This is a genomic window from Paenibacillus sp. HB172176 (assembly GCF_011947265.1).
Lineage (GTDB): Bacteria > Bacillota > Bacilli > Paenibacillales > Paenibacillaceae > Pristimantibacillus.
Map to the genome: position 1 here is coordinate 178,037 of NZ_JAATHD010000008.1, position 21,008 is coordinate 199,044.

Genomic DNA, 21,008 nt, shown 5'->3' on the forward strand with positions numbered 1-21,008 from the left:
TTGTAACACATAAAACCCGAATTACCAGCCTTTTGCAAACGTTTTCTGAGAATCATGAGAGGTAATTTCAGGATAATGATGGGATGGATTCCCTCCAGCGGTCATACAGTATATAAACGGTTGTCCATACGGACAAAGAAGGAGACGAAAAGCATGATACGAGCCCTGGCCCATCCTCTGTCCATTACGGCATTGATCGCATTCTGCATCGCTTTTCTTATGACCGTGTTTCCGGCAGAAACACTGCAGTCTTCCCTTCGCGGCTTAGCCATCTGGTGGGAGGTTCTCTTCCCCGCTCTGTTTCCGTTCTTCGTGATTTCCGAGCTGCTGCTTGGATTCGGTATCGTCCATTTCTTCGGCAAGCTGCTTGATCCCTTCATGAAGCCGTTGTTCCGCTTGCCTGGCATCGGAGGCTTCATCGTCACCATGGGCTATATATCCGGTTATCCGGTTGGAGCCAGGCTGACGGCCCAGCTTTGGGAGCAGAGGCTCATTACCCGGGTGGAGGGGGAACGATTGGTCGCGTTCACAACAACCTCCGATCCGATCTTTTTGATCGGAGCCGTGTCTGTCGGTTTCTTCCATAATGCAGAAGTCGCCCCCCTTCTCGCAGCGGCGCATTACGGCGGGGCGTTAATCATCGGCTTTCTCATGCGATATCATCTTCCGGCCGAGGACCGGGAAGCCGGACGAACGCATAAGATGGCGCCGCCTTCGGACAAACCCGGCGCCGCCATTCGCAGAAGCCGCTTTAGTCTTGCCGTCAGAGCCATGCATGAAGCGAGGCTTCTCGATGGGAGAAGCCTCGGAAAGCTGATGCAGGACGCAATCCAATCCGCCCTCCGATTAATGATTGTCGTCGGCGGATTGGTTGTTTTCTTCTCGGTCGTCATGGAGCTTCTCACCCATGCCGGAGTGATTCGGCTTCTCTCTGAAGCTATGCGCCTCCTCTTCGGTCTGATCGGCATGCCGCCGACGCTTGCCGATGCCGGCATCTTCGGCGTGTTCGAAGTTACGCTCGGCTCCCGGGCCGCGGGAATAGACGGCTCGGGACTTATCCATCAAGTCGCGATTGCAGCATGGGTGCTCTCCTGGGGCGGTCTGTCCGTCCACGCTCAAGTGGCCAGCCTGCTGAGCCGCACGACGATGAGATACAAGCCGCTGCTGATCGCGAGGTTGGTGCATGGAGCGATCGCCATGGCTCTCGTCTATTTGCTGTGGGGCTGGCTCGGGCCGTAATGCTGTCATTCCTTCCATCTTGTTTCGCGCATTGAATTCATCCGCCGTTTCCTATATCATCTAGGGTGACAGGAATGATTGCCGGAAGGAGCTCTAACCCATTGAAGTACACTATTATTGACAGAGGAGACGCTCTGTCGAAATCGCTGGTGCAGCAATTTCACAGCTTGGCGGCGGAGAGAGGGTTTATTCACAACAATGAACAGCCCGAAATCGTCATCTCCATCGGTGGAGACGGCACGCTGCTGCAAGCCTTTCATAATTATGTAGATTGCATAGCCGATGTGGCTTTCGTCGGCATTCATACCGGCCATCTCGGCTTCTATGCCGACTGGAAGGCGGACGAGCTTGAGGAGCTTGTTCGGCTGATGGCGGAAGAGACGCCGATCATGGTCCGATATCCGTTAGCTCAGATCGAAGTGGAGACCAGCACGGAGACCTTGCATTATTTATCATTAAACGAATTTTCGTTGAAAGGCGTCGATGGGACCCTCGTCGCGCAAATCAATGTAAATGACGAGTTGTTCGAGATGTTCCGGGGAGACGGCATCGTCATCTCCACGCCGACGGGAAGCACGGCCTATAACAAAAGCCTGGGCGGGGCTATCGTGCATCCGTCCATCGAGTCCATCCAGATTGCGGAGATTGCGTCGATCAATAATCGCGTCTTCCGCACGCTAGGTTCCTCCGTGCTGCTTCCGAAGCATCATCATTGCGACATTATCTCCAAGAAGGATCAGCGCATTCAACTCAGCATTGACCATGTCAATATTATGCATAGCGATATTAAGTCGATTCGCTGCTCCGTCGCAAGCCGGAAGGTCAGCTTCCCGCGTTACAGGCCGTTTCCGTTCTGGAATCGGGTCAGAGATGCTTTTCTCGATTATGATGTTCGGGATTAGCCTTGTACGGACTTGCTCAACAAAGAAGACGCCCGCGCTCCATCAAGGAGCGCTTGGCGTCTTCTTCTCAGTCATTGGCTTATTTCTGCTCTCTTTGGTCTCGATGTTCCTTCTTATTCCCTTTTGGAGACTCGGAAGCGGCGGCAGCTTCGTTCGCCGCCAGCTTCATTGGCTTCTTGCTCCGGTGATCGTTGTTCCTCCCGCTTTTGCGGGAGAATGGATCCCTGCGCCTTTTATCATGGCCCGATTGCTGATTTTGATGATGAGAGCGCTGCCCGAAATAATTTCGTTTCTTCCCTTGAGACGAATTTGGGATCCTCGCATCAGCAGCGTCATCGTCGACGACATCATGCTCCGAAGCAGCGGACACGGCTGACTGTGATTCATTCAGCTCTTTGTCCTCTGCTGCAGGAAGAGGAGGCGGCAGATCGTCAAGGTCCAGATCGCCCTCGCCAAATTCCTTCCGGCTGCCTTGCTTTCTTTCCAGAATGAAATAAGCGCATCCGAAGTTGCAATATTCATTAATATAATCCGAGACCGCGGAGAAGGTGCTTTCCTTTGCCGCCTTCTGATGTCCGTCGCGGAAAAAACCTTTCAAGCGAAGCTGATTATAACCCCAATCCCCAATAATATAGTCGTACCTCTCCAGCACTTCGCTGTATCGGTTGCGGAAGGCTTCGGGATTCCAGCCGTTTCTGTTCTCGTGTATAAGCTCGAAGGATTTGCCGCCAATATGAATCAAAGCCATTCCCACACCTCACTTCAGCATAAATTACTTCACATTCGCGCTCGCGCAGGAGCCCGATGACTCGACGGAATAAACGGAAGGATCCGTCATCTCCGTCTCGGCAGCCGCCTGAGCCGAATCCGTCTGTTCATGCGCGTGATAGGAGCTTCGAACAAGCGGTCCGGATTCCACATGGCGGAAGCCTCTTGCCTTGCCCTCCAGCTTCAGCTTCGCGAATTCATCCGGATGCACATAACGCTCGATTCGCATATGCTTCGGCGTCGGCTGCAAATATTGTCCCAGAGTCAGTATATTGACGTCGACAGCCCGAAGATCATCCATTGCTTGCAAGATTTCATCCCATTCCTCGCCGACGCCAAGCATGATGCTTGATTTGGTAGGAATCTTCGGCTTCATTTCCTTAGCCCGCTTCAGCAGCTCCAGCGAACGCTTGTACTTCGCCTTCGCACGGACGCGATCGGAGAGCCTCTCGACCGTCTCGATATTATGATTCAGAATATCCGGATTCGCGTCCATGACCGTCTGCAGCGCATCCCAATTGCCTTGAAAATCAGGAATCAGCACTTCGACGCGACAGAACGGCAGCCGCTTGCGCACCGCTCTGATCGAAGCGGCGAAGATGGAAGCTCCTCCATCGGCCAGGTCGTCTCGCGCCACCGAAGTGATGACGCAATGCTGCAAATCCATTTGTTCGGCGGCTTCCGCCACGCGTTCAGGCTCTCCCAGATCCAGCTCCGTCGGCATTCCGGTATTCACCGCGCAGAAGCGGCATGCTCTCGTGCAGATATCGCCAAGAATCATGAAGGTCGCCGTGCGGTTCGACCAGCATTCATAAATATTCGGGCAACGCGCTTCCTCGCAAACGGTATGTAAGGTTTTGGAGCGCATCATTTCTTTTATCTCGGCGTAATTGCCGCCTGTCGTTAGTTTTATGCGAAGCCAGTCCGGCTTATCCAATTTCGTTCGATTCGTCATCCCTTATTACCTGCTTTCACATTCATTTTGTTGCATTCGCCATCATTATAACATGCTTTATGCAGGAATAGTAAAGATAAGGGGGACGCAATCCCGCGGCAATCTATAGTTTATCGGAATGTTTTCTATCGCGATATGAGATTAGAGCTCCTTCAAGGCTCCTTTTTTTTGGATAAAAACCAGCCATTTGCAAAACCTACAGCTAGAGATTTCATGCTGCTGAAAGGATGAGCGCTTTGAATAGAATGATTCCAGTTACGGCTATAATCACTGCTATCGCATTGTTGACAAGCGGCTTTATGAAGCAAAATGGTCCAGAGCTTGGCAAGCCGGCGTCAGCCCTGGCCTCGACTTCTGTTGCCGGGGAGTCCGGCACAGGGGATTCCTTTGCTGTACGCATGCAGCTATACGACAAGCTGAGCAAGGTAACGAATGTCGAGTGGTATTGGATCGCCGCCGTCGATCAGTACGAGCGCTCGATTTCGAAGGCGAGACCCAAAGCTAGACCCCTGCTCGGTCAGACCGTCGGCGTATTCGTGGAACCGGAGCGCTGGGCGGGAGCGCTCAATCCCTACACGGAGGACAACTCGCCGGTATCGATCAGATGGTTTGGCGGCATCGGGCAGGACGGAGACGGGAATGGCTCCGCGGAGCGAACGAGCGATTTCGACTTGCTCTATTCCCTCATCCGCTTCATGTCCTCTTACGGAATTAACGAGGAGAGATTCCCGATCGGGATTTGGGAATATTACCATAACAGCCGAGCGGCGCAGCGCGTTACGCAGTTCGCCTCCCTCTACAGGCATTACGGCAGATTGGATTTGTTCGAGCATGCCTTCCCGCTTCCTATCGGCAACAGCTATTCCTACCGGGATACCTGGGGCGATCGGCGCGGCTGGGGAGGACGGCGCATTCACGAGGGCACCGATATATTCGCGGGATACGGAACTCCCGTGCGCAGCACCTGCTACGGCGTCATCGAGGTAAAGGGCTGGAACAAATACGGAGGGTGGAGAATCGGCATTCGCGATCTCAATAATCACTATCATTATTACGCCCATCTGTCCGGCTTCGACAAGACGATCGCCATCGGCGACATCGTGAAGCCGGGTCAAGTGGTCGGCCGGGTGGGCAGCTCCGGTTACGGCAAGCCGGGAACCTCGGGGAAATTCCCTCCGCATCTGCACTACGGCGTGTACAGCGACCGCGGCTTGATCGAATGGGCCTTCGATCCCTATCCGATGCTTCGCCGCTGGGAGCAGGCAGAACGCAAACAGCTTCGCTCCAAAGGCTGACGCTCTAGCTGAATGCAAGAAGACCATGCCGCTTTCCCGGTCTCTTCTAGATTCAGACAACCCTAAGGTGAGCTACGGCTGAGCGGCAGCGGCATCATCAATCCCCTCGGCCGACAAGCTGCCCCCCGACTCCTTGCCGCTGCTCGAAACACTCGTCCCCGGCGCCAACGGAACCGATATATTCGGAGCCTCCGGCGCCGATTCTCCGACGGCTTTCCCGGTTCCATCGTAGTAGTACATCGGAACATCTCCGACCACGAGCAAATAAGATATCGGAATTTCCGTTTGAACGATCTCCGGGTCCGTGTCGAACGGAATAATGATGGACATTTCTGTCATAACATCGATATAGACTTCAACAAGCACCATATTGATGCCAGCGTTGCGCTCTCTCGTGCTCAGCTCGACCTTCACCGCGCCTTGCGGCTCGAAGCGAACAGGAACCTTCGGTCCGAACGAGGATATAATTGCGCTGTGCAGCGCATGCCCGAGCGGAATGCGCTCCGGAATTTCCTTCATGTCGTCAAGCGTAGACTGCACGGTATTAATGGTTTGCGAGGTGATGCGCATATGCTCCTTGTAATCCAGCATGAAGCCAGAAATCTTGCCTTCTTTATTCAGCTTCCAATCAATTAAATCCTCCGAGCTTGCATTGCTCGACACCTGCTCCGTAATCGCCTTGTTAATCGCCTCCGTTGCGACCTGCTTCACTCTGATTTTGGCGAGGTCCATCAGCGGCGGCCGCAGCTTGTTCTCGATATAGATGAAAGCGGGAAGAACGGAGAGCAGCATAAGCAGCAAGGCCCACAGCAGCAAGGTCCGCTTCCGGATTCGCTTGCGAGGCTCCCTTGGTTTGACAGAGCCCCAGGAAGCCGACCTGGAGGCACTCACGGCTTGCTTTCCGAAGGACAGCGGCGACGGCTTCGCTCCCCATCTGGCCGCCGGCTTGCCCGAGCCGGCCTGAGGCTTCGGACTGCCCCAGCTCACGGTCTTCGCCCTTCGAATGGAGCCTCCGTGCCACTTGCCTGCGTGAGCGCCTCCGCGCAGCATCTGAAGCCACCAGCTTACGCTTCTTCTTCCCCATCTGGCCACCTTCATCCCTCCCGCCAAATATCCGTTTGCTTTACCCATACTTATGCGATACTTGGACGAAAAAGAAGACAAGTGCCTCAAGAGACACTTGTCGAAGCCGCCTGCCCATTCTCCTGTGAGACATGTCATTCCCAGCTTCGGAAGCGGGTTGTCTGCGCGCCAAGGATGAGATAGACTAGAGCGGAGGATCGAAAACCAAGATTAAGGAGCTCTGAACCATGTCCATTAACCGCAAGCTGCTCACCGATTCCGACTTCGAGGAAGCGCTCGAGAAGCAGACGCGCATCCGCGTTTTTCGCGACAACCAGATCATTGACGCAAGCTCGACCATTGTCCGATTCGACAGCAGCACGGTCGTAACGCAATCCAGCGTCAGCGATCTTATGTACCACGCTCGATCAGAATGCGAATTTTTCGATCTTAGGAAGCGCTGAATTCATTCTTCGCCTTCTTCCACTGCTCCTCCGCAATCCGCTTCAAAAGCAGCGCCTGCTGCCAGCGATCGGATATTTCAACCTCTTGGCCCCCTTCGTTTCTTCTCGTGATGGCATAATTCCCTGGCGGGCCAAGCTCTGTCACGAAAGGCAAAATATCGCCTTCTTGCGCATCTTCCAGCCAATTCGCCATTCCTTTGCGCCACCATCTGGCGAAATGCCGCAGCATGGGATGCTCGCCTTGTTCTCCAATATCGATCTGAACCTGCTCTCCGTTCGACACGCGCGCATGAATGCCCGCCGTTCTTGCGAGCAGTTCATCGAAACAAGCCTCAGCCGCAGCGGATTCCCCATTCAACTCGCCGGCGACCACATAATGCGACAAATCGATCATCAGCGAAAGCCCGGGGATCGCTCTTACATAATTCACCGTGCGAAGAAGATCCTGCGTTACCGTGCCGCGATGAGTCTCGATGAAGAGGGGAATCCCCGCCTTTTCGGCCGTATGCAACAGCTCGTTCAGCAATTGTACGGCTCTGTCGTCTACAACGAAGGAATCCATAACCTGCGCATTGATATATTGAACCTTCCCGAATTCGACCGATTCTCTAATTACCCGCTCCAAATCCTCCGGTTTGGAAGGAAAAGCTATTGCGCTGAAGCTCAAATCATACGCTTCCAATAACTGCAGCCATTCTTCCCTGTTAGCCTCATCGGGAATCCTGGCGCTTATGCCTTTAAAGCCCGCTTCGGCGATCTTTTCGAATTTGCGCCGCTCGCTCCATTCCCTTCCGTTCTCTCCAAGCCCTGTCATCGCCCACCACGATTGCTGCAATTCCAGCACCGGCGCTTGTTTTAATCCGGATTGAATTTGATTCCATCTGTTCATCATCCATCACCTCGTTACAATTATAATCGCAAAGAGGCGCAGAGCCTATAGAGACCTGCGCCCAGCCAATTATTCCACGTTGATTTCGTCAAAATATTTCTCTTGCACCGTCTTCGCCGTTTTCTCAAGTCCGGCCTTCAAATCCGTGCTCTTGTTCGAGAATACTTCCTGGATGATATTGGTCATCTCCGCATAATAATCCTGCGTGTTGTATTGTGCTTCGGGCTTGCCGTCCAGAAGAGCGTCGGACTCTGCGCTGTATTTGTACACATTATCGTATTTGTCGAACACCGCCTGCGCCTTCTGGCCGTATTCCGAGTCGCTGCTGTAATAGTTCATTTGCGGCGGAATATAGTATTTGCCCTCGGTCTTTCGGCTCTGAATGTCCGCTTCCAGGGATTCAAGGCCCTTGTCGGAGAAATAATCGAAGGTAATGTAGCGGAATGCCATCTCCTGCTCATCCTTCGACGCGTTCGGGTTAATGACGAGATAATCGCCGCCCAGCACGCCGGTATGCTTGCCTCCCTTATCCCCTGCCGGCATCGGATAAGTCAGCACATCCTCCGGATGCATGCCGCCTTGGTTCAGCGCTTGCTCCAGCACGCCTTCGGCTCCGGCGATAACCATCGCCGTGCGGCCCTGCGCGAACGCTCCTACCGCATCTCCCCAGCCTAAGGCCCAATCCTGAGGGATTGCGTTCGCCTCCCATCTCAGCTTGTTATAGAAGTCCAGCGCCCGAAGTCCCGCTTCGGATTGGAAGGCTGCTTGCACCTTCCCGCCTTCAATGGTCTGGATGTCTCCGCCCGCCTCGAACAGGAAGTTGGTCCAGTTCCAGCCAGCCTCGTTCCCTTTGCCCATCGGCGCAATGCCGGAAATGCCCTTCGATGGATCCGCGGCTGCCTTCGCCGTCTGATACATATCCTCCCATGTCCAATCATAATCGGGTACGGCAATGGCTTTGTCGTCCAGCATCTTCTTGTTCACAACCGTGGTTACCACGTACCCCTTCTGGGAAACTCCGAACACCTTGCCATCTATATTGAACTGAGATTGAAGCAAGGGATTGATCTGATCCTTGTACTCGTAATTGTTCCAAAGCTCGGTAATATCCGCCGCCCAGCCGCGCTCGACCAGAAACTTCGCTTCCGTCGCCCAGGTGTTGAAGAAGGTAGGCGCTTCATTGGCCGCCATCTTGATTCCGATCTCGCTCGGATTGTAATGCCAATCGCTCTTCACGATTTCAACATTGGGATACACCTCGTTAAACCTGCGAATCTTGTCATCCTCCAGCTTGCGGTTCTCCACTTGATCCGGAAGCGGATAATAAATGCTGATTGTGATCTTCTTGTCCCTGATGTCGACTTCCTTCCCCGCGTCCGTCGCTTTATTCCCGCTGCCGTTTGCCGAACCCGAATCCGTCGGCTCGTTCGTCGCCTCCCCGTTGCCGTTATTTCCGCTGCTGCATGCAGCCAGAATCGAAATCATCAGCGTGATACATAAGAGCGCGATTGCTTTTTTGTTCCCCATCGCCATTCCCCTTCTCCCATAATTTAACTTGCATCCCCATCATAATGGAGTCGCTCTCTTCTAACGAGGTGCGTTCCTATGAGGATCATGTGCGGAATTACGCTCCCCTATCCCTTTACGCCGCCGAGATGAAGCCCCCTCATAATGAATTTCTGGAAGAGCAGGAACACCGCAATCGGCGGAAGCATGACCATGCTGAGAATGGCAAAGCGAATGTTCAGATCAAGCATCTTCGCGCTAATGACATACTTGTAGATGGCTGTAGCGAGCGGATACTTATTATCATGATGCATCACAAGCGAAGGCCAGAACCAATCGTTCCAGGCCGTGGAGAATACGAATATCGCCAGGGTTGCGAAGATAGGGATTGACAAGGGAATAGCGATGCGCGCAAAACAATTCCAATCGGACGCCCCATCGATTCTCGCCGCTTCGATCATCTCGCCATGAATGCCGTCGAAGAAGTTTTTCAGAAGCAGAAGGAAGAAGGCGCTGGCCCCCGCGGGCAGCCAGAAGGCGGCGAAGGTATTAAGCAGACCCAAATCCCGCAAATTAAGAAAGTTCGGAATAATATACGTGCTCGGCGGAATAAACAGCGTGATCATAAAAAAGAAATAGATGCTTTTCCGGTAAGGAACCTTTAGCTTGGACAGACTGAATGCCGCCATGCCGAGCACCGCCACCGTCACAAGCATGTTGCCGCCGAAGATGAACAACGTATTTCTCAGAAACAAAGGCAAATCAATATAAGACCAGCCCTTGCCAAAATTATCGAGATGCCATTCTCGCGGAAGAAGATGCGGCGGGAAGGCGTTAACCTCCGTATTCGCCTTGAAGCCGTTGAACAAAGCGCTTAGTATCGGATAGATCATGGACAAAGCCATGACGGCGACCAGAACGCAAACCAAGCCTATGGGGATCCAGTTACCCCGCTTCTTGTAATCGTAGCTGGAGAGAATGCCTCGGTCCAGACTTTTCATTGCGCGTTCCCCCTTCTATTGCTCAGCTTGAACTGCAATACCGCCATTCCGCCGAGCACGAGAAACATGAGCACGCCCAGTGCGGAGGCGGCGCCGTAATCCTGACGGGTAAAGGCGTATTTGACGATAAGGAGGGAATAGGTCAGCGTCGCTTTGTTCGGCCCTCCATCAAGCAGCGCAAGCTGGGATTGGAAGCCCTGCGAGGTCGCGATCAGCTGAAGCACGAGCAGAAGCAGCATTAAGCCTCGAATCGAAGGCAGCGTAATATGCCATATTCTTTGCAGAATGCCCGCTCCGTCAATCTCCGCCGCTTCATACCAGTCCCGCGGAATGCTAAGAATCGCGGCCAGATAAATAAGCATGCCCGAGCCGAACTGCTGCCAGGTTTCCATGATCACGAGCGAGATCATCGACCATGCCCGGTCGGTCAAGAAGGCGATCCCGTCATGTCCCGATCGGGTAATCAAGCCGTTAATCGGTCCTACGGGATCATAGAACCATCGCCACAGTCCGTAGAGCACGACAACCGGCACCACGTTGGGCAAGTAGGCCGCGACGCGCGCGATACCCTGAAATCGGCGCAGCTCCGCAATCGAGATCGCGAACAGGATGGGAATCCAGAAGCCGATCGCCAGACAGAGCATCATATAATAGAGGGTATTCTTAATTGCGATTCCCACATCGGGATCGTCAAGAATCAGCTTGTAATTGTCCAGCCCGACGAAGCTGTTGCCTTTCACGAAGTCGATTTCATAGAAGCTGTAGATCATTCCTTTCACGATCGGCACCCACAAAAACAGCAGAAATAGAATAAAGGCGGGCAACAGGAACGCATAACCTCCCGCATGCTTCCGCCATTTCGGCCCTCCCGGCCTCCCCTTTGCTTCGAGCGGCTCGCTTCTCCTAGCTTGTAGCTTCATTTCTTCTCCCTCTTTCCTGTTTCTATCGCACTCTTTCATTGTAGAAGGGAGCCCCGCTCAAAGTAATGTGCAGGTTTAAGGCAATGATGGCTATTTCTATTCATTAGTCTAAGACCTCGCTTGCGACTGCTTCAGCTCGCTCGGACTCATCCCGAAATATTTTTTGAAAATTTTGCTGAAATGCTCCGGCGACTCGTACCCCACTCGCTCCGAGATTTCATACCGCCGCAAATCCGTTTGCGTCAGCAGTCGTTTGCTCTCCTCCATTCGAAGCCGGATGACGTATTCCCACATATTATGGCCCGTCTCCTTCTTGAACAGATAGCTGAGATAGTTCGGACTGACATGATTGCGCAGCGCAACCTCATGGAGAGTCAAGCCCTTCTGCGCAAAATGCTCCTCGACAAAGGCTTTGGACTTCTCCACAATCAAGTTATTTTGCGCCGTCAGCTCTTCTTGGGTAGGTTCATTCGCATTCTCATAGCTGCTCCAGTTGAAGTCGCCGTAATAGAACACATAATGATCCGGATGCCGCTTGTTCCACTGAATCGCTTTCTGCGCTTGTCTCGCGGCTACCGGAATGAAGGAAGCTCCTTTCAAAATCTGGCTGATGCCGATAACGGAAGACAGCCGCAAAAACTGACCGATATGATGATGAAAGCTTCTCCCGACCATTTCCAATCGATCGAGCTTCTGGATGCTCTCATCCTGCAAAGCAGCCTCCGTCCAATGGACGATGACAGAGATTGTATGCTCATTCGAATAGAAGACCGCTCCGCCGAGCTCCTTCTCCAGCAATTCATTGACAATATTTAGCGCGGCGTATCTCAGCAGCTCGCCGTCCCTCTGCGACAGCTCTCCGTTCTCCTGCCGCAGTTTGAGTCTGATTTGCAGTACGGCATAATACGGACCTTGCAATGCCGCAGCATACCCTTCTTCCAGTTCGCGAATCAGTCCGGCGCTGCGCTCGCCGTCCTCCAGAAGCAGGGCTTGCAAGAGCCGATCACGCTCAGGCAGAGGCGATTCCATGCGGAAATGCTGCTCGAAGCCGGCAAGCAGCTCATTCTCGGCTGTGCTCGCCTTGCTCATCTTGAGCAGCGCATTGCGCACCGAATCGAGAAACTGCTCCGGATTAAGCGGCTTGATCAAATAATCCTTGGCCCCGAGCCGAATGGCCGACTGCGCGTATTGAAACGTCTCATGCGCGGATATAATGATGGTCTGCACCCATGGTTTAATCAGCTTGGCTTGATGCATAAGTTCGATTCCGTTCATGGAGCCCATCCCAATATCGGTCACCAAGAGATCAGTTTCCTGCATGCGCAAATAATCCAGCGCTTCATATCCGCTGTTCGCCGTTGTGATCGTATCTAACGCAATGTCGGAGGATGACAGCAGCGCGCTCAAGCCCTCGCAGATGAGCGGCTCGTCATCCGCAATTAGAATTTTGTACATTCCCTTCAGCTCCCTTCCTCTTCCCCATCTTCGCGCTGCCATTCCTTCTCATAACGAATGGGAAGCACGATGGAGGCGGCAAGCCCGCCCCCTTCTCTCTTACTGTAACGCAGACCGTATTGCAGACCGAAATGCAGCCGAATGCGCTGATGAATATTTCGAATCCCATAGCCCAGTTGATGGTCGCCTTCCTCTGCGTTTAACAATTTGTCGATCGCGGCAAGATCCACCTCTTTATGTCCGTTATCCTCCACCTTGATCGTTGCCCGCTCTCCTTCCAACTGAACGGAGATGAGAATGAGACCGTCCTCTCCCATTGCTTTCACGCTGTGTACGATGGCGTTTTCGATCAAGGGCTGAAGCGATATTTTGGGAATCAAGAGCTCAAGCGCTGCTTCAGGCACCTGCCACTCGATTACGAATTCATACGCGAAACGCTTGAGCTGGAGCGCCACATAAGCTTTGGCATGCTCCAGCTCCTCCTCGAGCGCAATGAGCTCTCTTCCTTTGCTGAGTCCTATCTTCATGAGCTTCGACAATTCTTTGATCATCTCGGACGATTCCGCGCCGCCCTCCAGCACGCTCTTCCAATAGATGCTCTCAAGGGTATTGTAGAGCAGATGCGGATTGATTTGCTGGTACAACAGTTGGAGCTGCGCCTCCTTCTGCTTGATGTCCATCTGATATTTGTAATGAATGAGTCCGTTCAATCGGCGGGCCATATCGTAGAACGCCGTCATGAGCACGCCCATTTCATCCCGTCTTCTTCTCCCTGGCGTCTCCGGAACCAGCTTGCCCGGCTCATAGCTTCTGACGAACAGCGACAGCTTCTGCAGCGGCGTCATGAGCGAACGCCAGAAGTAGACCAGAATGACGCAGCCAAGCAGCATATATACAATGGAGATTAGCTGGATGACCTGTTTGAGCTCGCTCTGCTGCTTGAGAAGCGAACCCATTGGAATCTGATAGATCAGCTTCTGATCGAGCTGTGAATTCGTATTGACAATATAGATAGAATCAGCCGTAATAAGGCTGTACGTTCCGCTTGCTCCGTCATTCTCCACCTCCTGCAATCCGCTTGGAAACGGATACATTTCTCCTCCGGCTTCTTCCTCCGTCGAGCTTAAAATTCGGTTGGAGCTGTCCGTCAGGAACATCTTCCCCTCGGGCAGCGAAACCGCTCGCAGCGATTCCTCGATCTTGATATCCATCTTTGTGGCGACCAGCACGCCAAGCAGACGATTGCCGCTGCTTACGTCATTAACAGCGCGCATATAAGCAAGCGTGCGAATGGGCGTCAGACCTACATTGGCTTCAATAATGTCCATATAGCCCTTGCCTTTCTTGCTGATTGCGCTGTCAAACCATGTCGGCTTATTCTCTTCCGAGAAGAAATAGACGCCGGTCTGCATGAGCTGCCGCTTCGGCGCGAAGAAATAATAATCCTGCGGATCATAGATATAGAGCGAATAATAGACCGCTTCCCCTCCGTTTAGCGGAATCGAATTGCTTGCAAGAAGAGCATCCAGATCGTTGTATTTCCGAACCCGCTCGATGACGGAATCATCACCGCTCGGCACGAGCCTCTGTGTAACAGGGTTCTGAATAATCGTAGTCGTAATCTTGTTGATTGTATCGATATCGCGATTAATCAACGTATGATTCTGCTTGATAAGCTCGACATAAGCGCTCGTGACATGGTTCTTAAGCAGCTTCTCCGCCTGGGCGTTGCCGTATGAATATAGCAGCAGCATGGGACTAACCATGACGAGAAACAGCAGAACAAGCTGCTGCTTCATATTGAATCTCGTAAGCAGATCGAATAATCTTCGCATTCCTCAGGCACCTCCGGGGTCTACCGATACTATAGCAAAAAAACAGCCTTTCGAGTGATGGCTGTTTCTACGTTTTTTTGGAATTGACGTCTCTATGCCGGAGTAGAAATGCGCATATTTCTTAAGTCACAGTTCGTTATAGAGCCCCCTGCCATAATGCTTAATTTATCGTATCGAGTGGTTGCGCTTTCTACTGGAAATCATGTTATAATTAGAACAAATTATTAGTTCGGAACTTATATTTTTCACAGAAGGTTGGGAATCGGGATGACTACGCAAGCGAAGGAATCGAATGTTTTCGGACCCAGGCTGAAGCAGCTCAGAAAGAAGAGGAAGTTGACGATGCAGGAAGTTGCGGATTATGTCGGCGTTGCGAAAAGCACTTATGCGGGCTACGAGTCCGGCTATCGCCAGCCGACAATCGAATCGATTCAGATGATTTCCCGGAAGCTGCTCACCTCCTCTGACTATTTGCTGGGCATTACGGATAATCCGCAGCCCTCGGAAGACATGAATTATAACGCGAAGGAATATTTGAACGCGGAGAAATTGCATTGGGATGGAATTCCCTTGGAGAAGGACGATCTGGAGCTGATTCGCCATCTGCTTGAACGCGTGCTCCGGGACCGTTCCCTCCCCAAAGATTCTTCCGAACTATAGGTCTTTGCAAGCTACGAGAATATGATTTGCTGCACTCTTAGCTCTGCTTCCTCGCGCAGCTTCTCTCTCATTTCTTTAAACGTCTGTTGCCATTCCTCGATTTGCTCATCGGGAACGCCCTCTTTCTTCGCATTTGCAATGATGGAATTGAAGGTGTTCTCGCACGCCGTTTCCGCGCTTCTAAATTCAATCTCCAATTGTCCGGCAATGGCGCTCATCTTCTCCGTATCCGTGCGATCGACGCCTTTGAAGCTCGTATCCGCTTTTTGAAGCAGCTGCTTCATATCCTGCACGCATCCTGCCTGTGCTTCAACGAGCTGCTGCTCGTATTTCGCAACGATATCAACAGACTCATTCCCATTGGCCGATTCTGCAGGGGCTTCTGGTGCGTCGCTCTCCGAAGGCGCTTCGGTCTCTGTCGGCGTCTTGGTCGGAGCCGGTGTCTGCTCCGGCTCCCGAGATGGATCGGGAGCCGAAGTATGCTGCGGCGTCTTGGTTGGCCCCGCTGTTTCTTGCGGCGGAGATGCCTCGTCGTCCGGCGTATCCGGCTTCTGCGAAGGAGCAAAGGTAGGGAGCTGAGGGAGTTCGGGCAAATCTTCCCGATCTGTTTCATCTCCTGTGCCCGCCCCCGCTTCTTGCTTGTCGCCCGCATCTTGCGATGGAGGAGACAACTGGAAGCCTCCTAAGTTATCAAAGCCGGAGCTTCCGGTATTGACTGCGCCAGGATTGGACTGATTCGCATCCAGATCCAGCATAATAACCGGCTCGTCTTCCTTATCGCTCGCATAGACGGAGCCATCCCCCCTCCCGTCCTGCCAATCAAGCGCCACCCATGCCGCGATAAGCAGCACCAATACGGCTGTTAGCGACAAGTAGACGCCATTGAATCGATTCCCGGGTTTCTTTTGCCTTGAAAAGCTTTGCTTTCTTCGACTCATACTTTCACACCGCCTCTCGTCGGTAATCGCTGCATATCAGTCTTCGCATGAATCAGCTCTGCAGCAAATCTCGAATGATGGCAGTCAACACCGTGTTGACTTTCGTATTAATCTCCATGAAGGCGTCCGCTTGAGCTTCCTTCGAAACGTCGAGCTTGTACAGCTTCTTGTCCGCGTCCAGGCCCGCTTTGACCGCTTTCATCATCAGATTGATTTTCTGAGGAGCATTTTTCGCTTTCTCCAGCTTCTTCATCACGTCGGCGAGATCATCGTCCAAATTTTGCATGATGACGGCAATCTTCTGTTCATCTTCGCTGTCCGATGTCTTCGCAGTCAAGGTTACCTCGGATTGATAGATAACCTTGCTTGGTCCGCCGTAAGGATTAAGCAATGCCGCCTGAATAATGGCTGTGCCTTCGGCGGCGTCTTCCGCAAGCGTCGCTTTGCCGTCCGGGCTAATCTGCACATCCTCGCTGCCGGACACCTTGCTCCAGGTCAGAATGAAGGAAGGCACATCCACATTATAGATATGAAGCTTGAATTCCTTCTCCCTTCCATCTTTGCTTTCTTCTATCTCGGCTTCGGTCGCGGTGCGCATATAAGCAACCGTCAGAGCACGGAAGGCGGGTCCTTCCATCTGCAGCTTGTTTTGAACAGCTTCGACCGTCAGGCCGATATCCTTCGAATTAATGCCGAACTCCTTCAGCATAGCGCTGATTGGATAGCCCTTCTTGTCCGCAAGCAGCTTATCCGCAGCCTTCAGCATAACCGAAGTCATACCGTCTTTATTGCCAAGAAGACCGATAAGCTGAATCGTATTCATCTTGGATAATAGCTCTGTCACTGTTCCTTCAATGCCATCCAGCTTGTTTCCGTCGCCGAATAAGAAGACGAGGAAGTCATCCATCGTCACATCCGTATAGCCGCCGGCAGCCGCGATCGTCTTTAGAGTGGCGCGATATTCCGGATTCGTCCGAATCGCTTCCAGGTCTGTAACCTTGGGATCATACTGAATCGCCTTGGCTTCCTGAATCAAGCGGAACAAGCTGGCTCTTAGAGCGGATTGATCGATATCCTCCGGCAGCTTTGCGCTAATCTTGTTCCAGATCGGAGCAAGGAGCTGGGCGTTCTCTACCGGATCGAGCGACAGCAATTCTGTGCGAAGATTGCGGACATCCTGCACATCCGCAGGATCTCCTGCGAGCAGCGCCTCGTGAAGCTCATTCAAGCGTCCGAGCAGTTCGGCAGACGACAATGCGTCTTCCGCGGCGTTTGCCGTTTGAATCATGCCAAGCGGACCGAGCGGACTCGCGCCTTCCTTGTCAGGAATTCCTGCCAGCGCAGCTGTGCTCAGACATACCGATAGTGTTGCTGCAAGCAGCGGTTTTTTCAGTTTCATTTTTCTCTCACCTCATTTTTAGTATGGTCGGCGCTTTAGAACTGCAGCACCGGCATCTCCTGTCTTACGCCTTGGTTCAGAGAAGGACGGCCAATCGAATAATAGACAAAATCGGTAGAGACCAAATGCTCTTCGCGGAATACATTGCGCCCGTCAATCAGAATCGGCTGCTTCAGCGTTCGCTCCAGTTCGGCCAGATTGATATGGGAGAATTCTTCCCATTCCGTAAGCAGGCACAGAGCGTCTGCTCCGCCGGCTGCCGCCATTGCGTTCGAACACCACTCCACTCCGTCTCTTCCCAGCAGAGTCTGGAAATTATTCATTGCGATCGGATCGTAAGCGCGCACAGAAGCGCCGGCATCCAGAAGGCTGCCCACGATTTCCAGAGCGGGCGTATCGCGAACATCATCGGTGTCCGGCTTGAAGGCGAGTCCCCATATCGCAATCGTCTTGTTCCTTAGCTCTCCTTCGAAAATCGCATCGAGCTTGCGCATGATGCTGAAGCGCTGATCCTGATTGACTTCGACAACGGAGCGAAGCAGCTTGAATTCATAATCTACATGGCCGGCGATTTGAATGAGCGCCTTCGTGTCCTTCGGAAAGCATGAGCCGCCATAGCCGATGCCCGCTTGCAAGAAGGAATGACCGATTCTCTTGTCATAGCCCATCCCTTCCGCTACCCGTGCGACATCCGCTCCCACCTTTTCGCAAATATTCGCAATTTCGTTAATAAACGATATTTTCGTAGCCAGAAACGCATTTGAAGCGTACTTAATCATCTCTGCGCTCCGAATATCCGTAACGATCAAGTTCATGGTAAGACGCTTATGCAGCTCGACCATCTTCTCCGCCGCAGCCTCGGAATCAGCGCCGATCACGATGCGGTCAGGATGCAGCGTATCCTGAATCGCCGAACCTTCACGCAGAAATTCAGGCAGCGAAATGCTTTGAAAGTCATGCTTCGACTCCTGCCGGATTAGCAGGGCAAGACGTTCATTCGTTCCGACGGGAACCGTGCTCTTCACTGCAATAATCTTTGAGCCGTTCATCGCTCTCGCAATCTCTCTGGCGGCGAGATCGATATAGCTTAGATTCGCCTCTCCATTCGAAAGCGGAGGCGTGCCCACCGCCAGAATAATCAGCTCTGATTGCTGCACAGCATAATCAAGCGCGACTGTGAAATCCAGATTGCCCGACGCGGTGACTTCAGCAATCAGTTCCTTCAACCCAGGCTCGTAAATCGGCACTTCGCCCGCCTGCAGCCTATTGATCTTGGCCGAATCTTTATCTACGCAAATGACCTCATGTCCAAGCTTGGCGTAGCAAACGCCGGATACCAATCCGACATAGCCGGTGCCGATGACCGTTATCTTCATCCAAGCAGCTCCCTTCGTTTGTATTAAACCGTGCAGAGCGATACGATTTCATTCCAATCATAAGCCAGCCGCACAATGTCTTCTTCGATGAGCTCCGAGCCGCTCTGCACCTCGATAATGTCCATCTCCGTCTCCGCCCGCAGACTATGTCGGCACTCTCGGCTGATCGTCAGCACATCCCCTGCCTTCACCGCAAACCTCGCGCCGTTCAGAACCATCTCTCCATGACCGGACACGATGGTCCATACCTCGCTTCTCAGCTCATGGTATTGATAGCTTAAATTTTGGCCGGGCGTGACGCAGATACGCTTCGTCAGCACTTCGTTGCCGTCGGGATATTTCATATATTCAAGCACCCTGTACCGGCCCCAGCGACGCTCTTCATACATCGGCCGCTGTTCGGAATGCTTCATGATTTCCTTAATCATGGGACTGGAAGCCTTGTCGGACACCAGAATGCCGTCCGGGCTAGCCGCAACCACCACATTCGGAAGATTCAGGAGCGTTATCGGAATGTCCAGCTCGTTGATTACATGGGTATTGCCTGATTCGCCGGCGATAATGCCTTTGCCGATTAGCGCGTTCTCCATTTGTTCGGTCAATGTGTTCCAGGTTCCGAGATCCTTCCATTCCCCTTCGAAGGGCAGAGCCGCGACGAAGTTCGAGCGCTCCACGATTTCATAATCGAAGCTGATCTTCGGCAAGGAAGAATATTGCTTCAGCATCTCGTCATATTGAATGGGATAATTGTTTGCGATCAGAATGTTGATAAGGAAGTCGAGCTTAAAGGCGAACACACCGCAATTCCATAATGCCGATTGCTCGATCATATCCATCGCTTCCTGCTCGCTCGGCTTTTCCTTGAACGTACGCACCCGCATGCTGTCATGCAGACCGTGACTGCCTGCTTCAGGCACAATATAACCGTATTTCTCGGAAGGATAGGTCGGCTTTACCCCCATAAGCGCAAGATTGGCTCCCGTATCCTCCAACACTCTCTCAAGCTCCTTGCTCCTGTGGAAGAAAGCCGTATCCACATAAGGGTCCACCGGCATGACAACAATCGTTTCATTCAAGGCGGCGCCATGCACGGAATACAAGTAGGCGGCTGCCAGCGCAATGGCCGGGAACGTATCCCTCCGCTCGGGCTCGACAATAAGCTGAGCCTCGTTGCCGAGCTGGCCCTGAAGCATCTCAACATGGGCTTTGCCGGTCGCGATATAGGCGTTTTGCTGCAAGCCCGCTTCCTTCAATTGGCCCCATACCCGCTTTACCATCGATTCCATTTGACCGTCGGCTCCCCGAAGCACCTTCAGGAATTGCTTCGATCTCGATTCATTGGACAGAGGCCACAGCCGCTTGCCCGAGCCTCCCGATAGAAGAACTGTTCTCATTGCCATTCCTCCTTCTTATGCCGATTGGTCGAGCTAATCAATCGCACGTTGTCGATGTCGCTGGTCCATGTGTAGAAATAGCTTGAATTTTTCCCGTAGGAGTTGTCCAGCAGCGTATTCGGCTTGTCCATGAGGCAGGACAGAATATGGCCGTGCAATCTGGAGGTCTGAACAGCCTGATATCGGCTGAATCTGCGAATCGCCTTATCGACCAGATAATCGCTGTATTTGCCCCATACGACTTCCATGGGAATAATGCCCCGCTTGCGGCTCATCATGCTGCCAATAAGCTTGATTGATCTCCGTTCTACCCGGTTGTAGAGGGAAGCCCAGTCCAGGCATTCGCTGTCCCCCGCCTGAACCTCTCCTATTCTCGATTGCTCGGAAGCTTGCTCAATATCCGTCCGCAGAAATTGAAGCAACGCTTTGCCGGCAGCGCCTCGAGCTGGAATCGGCCACAGCTGATGAGCCATGTCGGGCGACAGATAGATGGAACAAGCATGAAACTTGCTCTTGGCTATTTGATAGGAATTCGGGTCCCGCACGAACAAATGCAAATCCATATGACGATTAAGAATAGCGGCCGTTTTGTCGCATTGCTCTTCTTCTTTGTAATAGATCGTTTGAGGGAGAATGACGATACGGTTATTGGGATAGGCTGCGACGACTCGCTCTCTCAGGGTCTGATGAACCTCATACAAATCTCCGAAATTGCCGCCGCCTTGAAGAACAATGATATGATTTCGCGGAATCATCAATGAATCCGGGAAATCAAGCACGCTGTATCTGGCATGAACGGAAATGCGGTTGGCCTTGAAAAAGGCTTCCGTTCCTTTCATAATGAGCAAATCCCCGCCATTGTTATAAACGGGATAATCGATATATTGGACGGTAGAACCCGGCGGTATAACCGTTAATATCTGCTTCAGCCGCTCCTTCAGCTCCGCCAT

Annotated in this window: 19 protein-coding genes; 5 read left to right on the forward strand and 14 right to left on the reverse strand. The window is 52.6% G+C overall.

Annotated features, from left to right (window positions below):
* The first annotated feature begins 153 nt into the window (after positions 1 to 153).
* Entirely contained in the window at positions 154 to 1,239 is a 1,086-nt protein-coding gene (ylbJ, locus tag HFP08_RS13275; protein ID WP_168121069.1) for a sporulation integral membrane protein YlbJ, read from the forward strand.
* A 101-nt stretch (positions 1,240 to 1,340) separates the two neighbouring features.
* Positions 1,341 to 2,141 (forward strand): NAD kinase, encoded by an 801-nt coding sequence (locus HFP08_RS13280; protein ID WP_168121070.1) that lies wholly within the window; start codon positions 1,341 to 1,343, stop codon positions 2,139 to 2,141.
* Between the two features lie 79 nt (positions 2,142 to 2,220).
* Here HFP08_RS13280 and HFP08_RS13285 read toward each other — a convergent pair whose 3' ends face one another.
* Both HFP08_RS13285 and lipA read right to left on the reverse strand, forming a co-directional pair.
* A complete protein-coding gene (locus HFP08_RS13285; protein ID WP_240941364.1) occupies positions 2,221 to 2,889 on the reverse strand; it encodes a YutD family protein in 669 nt (222 codons plus the stop codon).
* Positions 2,890 to 2,913: 24 nt separating this feature from the next.
* A complete protein-coding gene (lipA, locus tag HFP08_RS13290) occupies positions 2,914 to 3,864 on the reverse strand; it encodes a lipoyl synthase (RefSeq protein ID WP_168121071.1) in 951 nt (316 codons plus the stop codon).
* Positions 3,865 to 4,091: 227 nt separating this feature from the next.
* Here lipA and HFP08_RS13295 point away from each other — a divergent pair, with 227 nt between their 5' ends.
* Positions 4,092 to 5,159, forward strand: a complete 1,068-nt coding sequence (locus HFP08_RS13295; protein ID WP_481856571.1) for a M23 family metallopeptidase — start codon at positions 4,092 to 4,094, stop codon at positions 5,157 to 5,159.
* Positions 5,160 to 5,231: 72 nt separating this feature from the next.
* On the opposite strand, the gene yunB is transcribed toward HFP08_RS13295, so the two are convergent.
* The gene (yunB, locus tag HFP08_RS13300; RefSeq protein ID WP_240941366.1) at positions 5,232 to 6,251 is read right to left on the reverse strand and encodes a sporulation protein YunB; all 1,020 of its coding nucleotides are present in this window, start codon (positions 6,249 to 6,251) and stop codon (positions 5,232 to 5,234) included.
* Between the two features lie 218 nt (positions 6,252 to 6,469).
* Between yunB and HFP08_RS13305 the strand changes: the two genes are divergently transcribed.
* Complete coding sequence (locus HFP08_RS13305; protein ID WP_168121072.1) at positions 6,470 to 6,685, forward strand: hypothetical protein; 216 nt, start codon at positions 6,470 to 6,472, stop codon at positions 6,683 to 6,685.
* Here the strand turns inward: HFP08_RS13305 and HFP08_RS13310 are convergent.
* From HFP08_RS13310 to HFP08_RS13335, 6 genes are all read right to left on the reverse strand, one after another.
* Positions 6,672 to 7,577 carry a sugar phosphate isomerase/epimerase family protein gene (locus HFP08_RS13310; RefSeq protein ID WP_168121073.1) on the reverse strand — a complete coding sequence of 302 codons (906 nt, stop codon included), beginning with the start codon at positions 7,575 to 7,577 and terminating at the stop codon, positions 6,672 to 6,674. The two genes, HFP08_RS13305 and HFP08_RS13310, sit on opposite strands and share 14 nt — an antisense overlap.
* Positions 7,578 to 7,643: 66 nt before the next feature.
* Positions 7,644 to 9,107, reverse strand: coding sequence for an ABC transporter substrate-binding protein (locus HFP08_RS13315; RefSeq protein WP_481856572.1), 1,464 nt, complete (start codon positions 9,105 to 9,107; stop codon positions 7,644 to 7,646).
* 101 nt (positions 9,108 to 9,208) lie between these two features.
* On the reverse strand, positions 9,209 to 10,081 hold the full coding sequence (locus HFP08_RS13320; RefSeq protein ID WP_168121075.1) for a carbohydrate ABC transporter permease: 873 nt from the start codon (positions 10,079 to 10,081) through the stop codon (positions 9,209 to 9,211).
* Entirely contained in the window at positions 10,078 to 11,001 is a 924-nt protein-coding gene (locus tag HFP08_RS13325) for a carbohydrate ABC transporter permease (protein WP_168121076.1), read from the reverse strand. Before HFP08_RS13325 ends, HFP08_RS13320 begins: the two co-directional genes overlap by 4 nt.
* Before the next feature lie 108 nt (positions 11,002 to 11,109).
* Entirely contained in the window at positions 11,110 to 12,456 is a 1,347-nt protein-coding gene (locus tag HFP08_RS13330) for a response regulator (protein WP_168121077.1), read from the reverse strand.
* A gap of 5 nt (positions 12,457 to 12,461) precedes the next feature.
* On the reverse strand, positions 12,462 to 14,291 hold the full coding sequence (locus HFP08_RS13335) for a cache domain-containing sensor histidine kinase (RefSeq protein WP_168121078.1): 1,830 nt from the start codon (positions 14,289 to 14,291) through the stop codon (positions 12,462 to 12,464).
* Between the two features lie 267 nt (positions 14,292 to 14,558).
* On the opposite strand from HFP08_RS13335, the gene HFP08_RS13340 reads away from it, so the two are divergent.
* Positions 14,559 to 14,951, forward strand: a complete 393-nt coding sequence (locus tag HFP08_RS13340) for a helix-turn-helix domain-containing protein (protein WP_168121079.1) — start codon at positions 14,559 to 14,561, stop codon at positions 14,949 to 14,951.
* An 11-nt stretch (positions 14,952 to 14,962) separates the two neighbouring features.
* Here HFP08_RS13340 and HFP08_RS13345 read toward each other — a convergent pair whose 3' ends face one another.
* Genes HFP08_RS13345 through HFP08_RS13365 form a run of 5 tightly spaced genes read right to left on the reverse strand, consistent with a single transcriptional unit; the run spans position 14,963 to position 21,008 of the window.
* On the reverse strand, positions 14,963 to 15,889 hold the full coding sequence (locus HFP08_RS13345) for a hypothetical protein (protein WP_168121080.1): 927 nt from the start codon (positions 15,887 to 15,889) through the stop codon (positions 14,963 to 14,965).
* A gap of 52 nt (positions 15,890 to 15,941) precedes the next feature.
* Positions 15,942 to 17,288 (reverse strand): hypothetical protein, encoded by a 1,347-nt coding sequence (locus HFP08_RS13350; RefSeq protein WP_168121081.1) that lies wholly within the window; start codon positions 17,286 to 17,288, stop codon positions 15,942 to 15,944.
* 35 nt (positions 17,289 to 17,323) lie between these two features.
* The gene (locus tag HFP08_RS13355) at positions 17,324 to 18,664 is read right to left on the reverse strand and encodes a UDP-glucose dehydrogenase family protein (protein WP_168121082.1); all 1,341 of its coding nucleotides are present in this window, start codon (positions 18,662 to 18,664) and stop codon (positions 17,324 to 17,326) included.
* A gap of 23 nt (positions 18,665 to 18,687) precedes the next feature.
* Entirely contained in the window at positions 18,688 to 20,058 is a 1,371-nt protein-coding gene (locus HFP08_RS13360; RefSeq protein WP_168121083.1) for a sugar phosphate nucleotidyltransferase, read from the reverse strand.
* The gene (locus HFP08_RS13365; protein ID WP_168121156.1) at positions 20,055 to 21,008 is read right to left on the reverse strand and encodes a polysaccharide pyruvyl transferase family protein; all 954 of its coding nucleotides are present in this window, start codon (positions 21,006 to 21,008) and stop codon (positions 20,055 to 20,057) included. The genes HFP08_RS13360 and HFP08_RS13365 overlap by 4 nt, the downstream gene beginning before the upstream one ends.

Excerpts from the sequence above, each read along its gene's own strand:
- ylbJ (WP_168121069.1), top strand. The coding sequence starts at position 154 with ATGATACGAGCCCTGGCCCATCCTCTGTCCATTACGGCATTGATCGCA.
- HFP08_RS13285 (WP_240941364.1), bottom strand. The coding sequence starts at position 2,889 with ATGGCTTTGATTCATATTGGCGGCAAATCCTTCGAGCTTATACACGAG.
- lipA (WP_168121071.1), bottom strand. The coding sequence starts at position 3,864 with ATGACGAATCGAACGAAATTGGATAAGCCGGACTGGCTTCGCATAAAA.
- HFP08_RS13295 (WP_481856571.1), top strand. The coding sequence starts at position 4,092 with ATGAGCGCTTTGAATAGAATGATTCCAGTTACGGCTATAATCACTGCT.
- HFP08_RS13305 (WP_168121072.1), top strand. The coding sequence starts at position 6,470 with ATGTCCATTAACCGCAAGCTGCTCACCGATTCCGACTTCGAGGAAGCG.
- HFP08_RS13310 (WP_168121073.1), bottom strand. The coding sequence starts at position 7,577 with ATGATGAACAGATGGAATCAAATTCAATCCGGATTAAAACAAGCGCCG.
- HFP08_RS13315 (WP_481856572.1), bottom strand. The coding sequence starts at position 9,107 with ATGGCGATGGGGAACAAAAAAGCAATCGCGCTCTTATGTATCACGCTG.
- HFP08_RS13320 (WP_168121075.1), bottom strand. The coding sequence starts at position 10,081 with ATGAAAAGTCTGGACCGAGGCATTCTCTCCAGCTACGATTACAAGAAG.
- HFP08_RS13325 (WP_168121076.1), bottom strand. The coding sequence starts at position 11,001 with ATGAAGCTACAAGCTAGGAGAAGCGAGCCGCTCGAAGCAAAGGGGAGG.
- HFP08_RS13330 (WP_168121077.1), bottom strand. The coding sequence starts at position 12,456 with ATGTACAAAATTCTAATTGCGGATGACGAGCCGCTCATCTGCGAGGGC.
- HFP08_RS13335 (WP_168121078.1), bottom strand. The coding sequence starts at position 14,291 with ATGCGAAGATTATTCGATCTGCTTACGAGATTCAATATGAAGCAGCAG.
- HFP08_RS13340 (WP_168121079.1), top strand. The coding sequence starts at position 14,559 with ATGACTACGCAAGCGAAGGAATCGAATGTTTTCGGACCCAGGCTGAAG.
- HFP08_RS13345 (WP_168121080.1), bottom strand. The coding sequence starts at position 15,889 with ATGAGTCGAAGAAAGCAAAGCTTTTCAAGGCAAAAGAAACCCGGGAAT.
- HFP08_RS13350 (WP_168121081.1), bottom strand. The coding sequence starts at position 17,288 with ATGAAACTGAAAAAACCGCTGCTTGCAGCAACACTATCGGTATGTCTG.
- HFP08_RS13355 (WP_168121082.1), bottom strand. The coding sequence starts at position 18,664 with ATGAAGATAACGGTCATCGGCACCGGCTATGTCGGATTGGTATCCGGC.
- HFP08_RS13360 (WP_168121083.1), bottom strand. The coding sequence starts at position 20,058 with ATGAGAACAGTTCTTCTATCGGGAGGCTCGGGCAAGCGGCTGTGGCCT.
- HFP08_RS13365 (WP_168121156.1), bottom strand. The coding sequence starts at position 21,008 with ATGGCGGAGCTGAAGGAGCGGCTGAAGCAGATATTAACGGTTATACCG.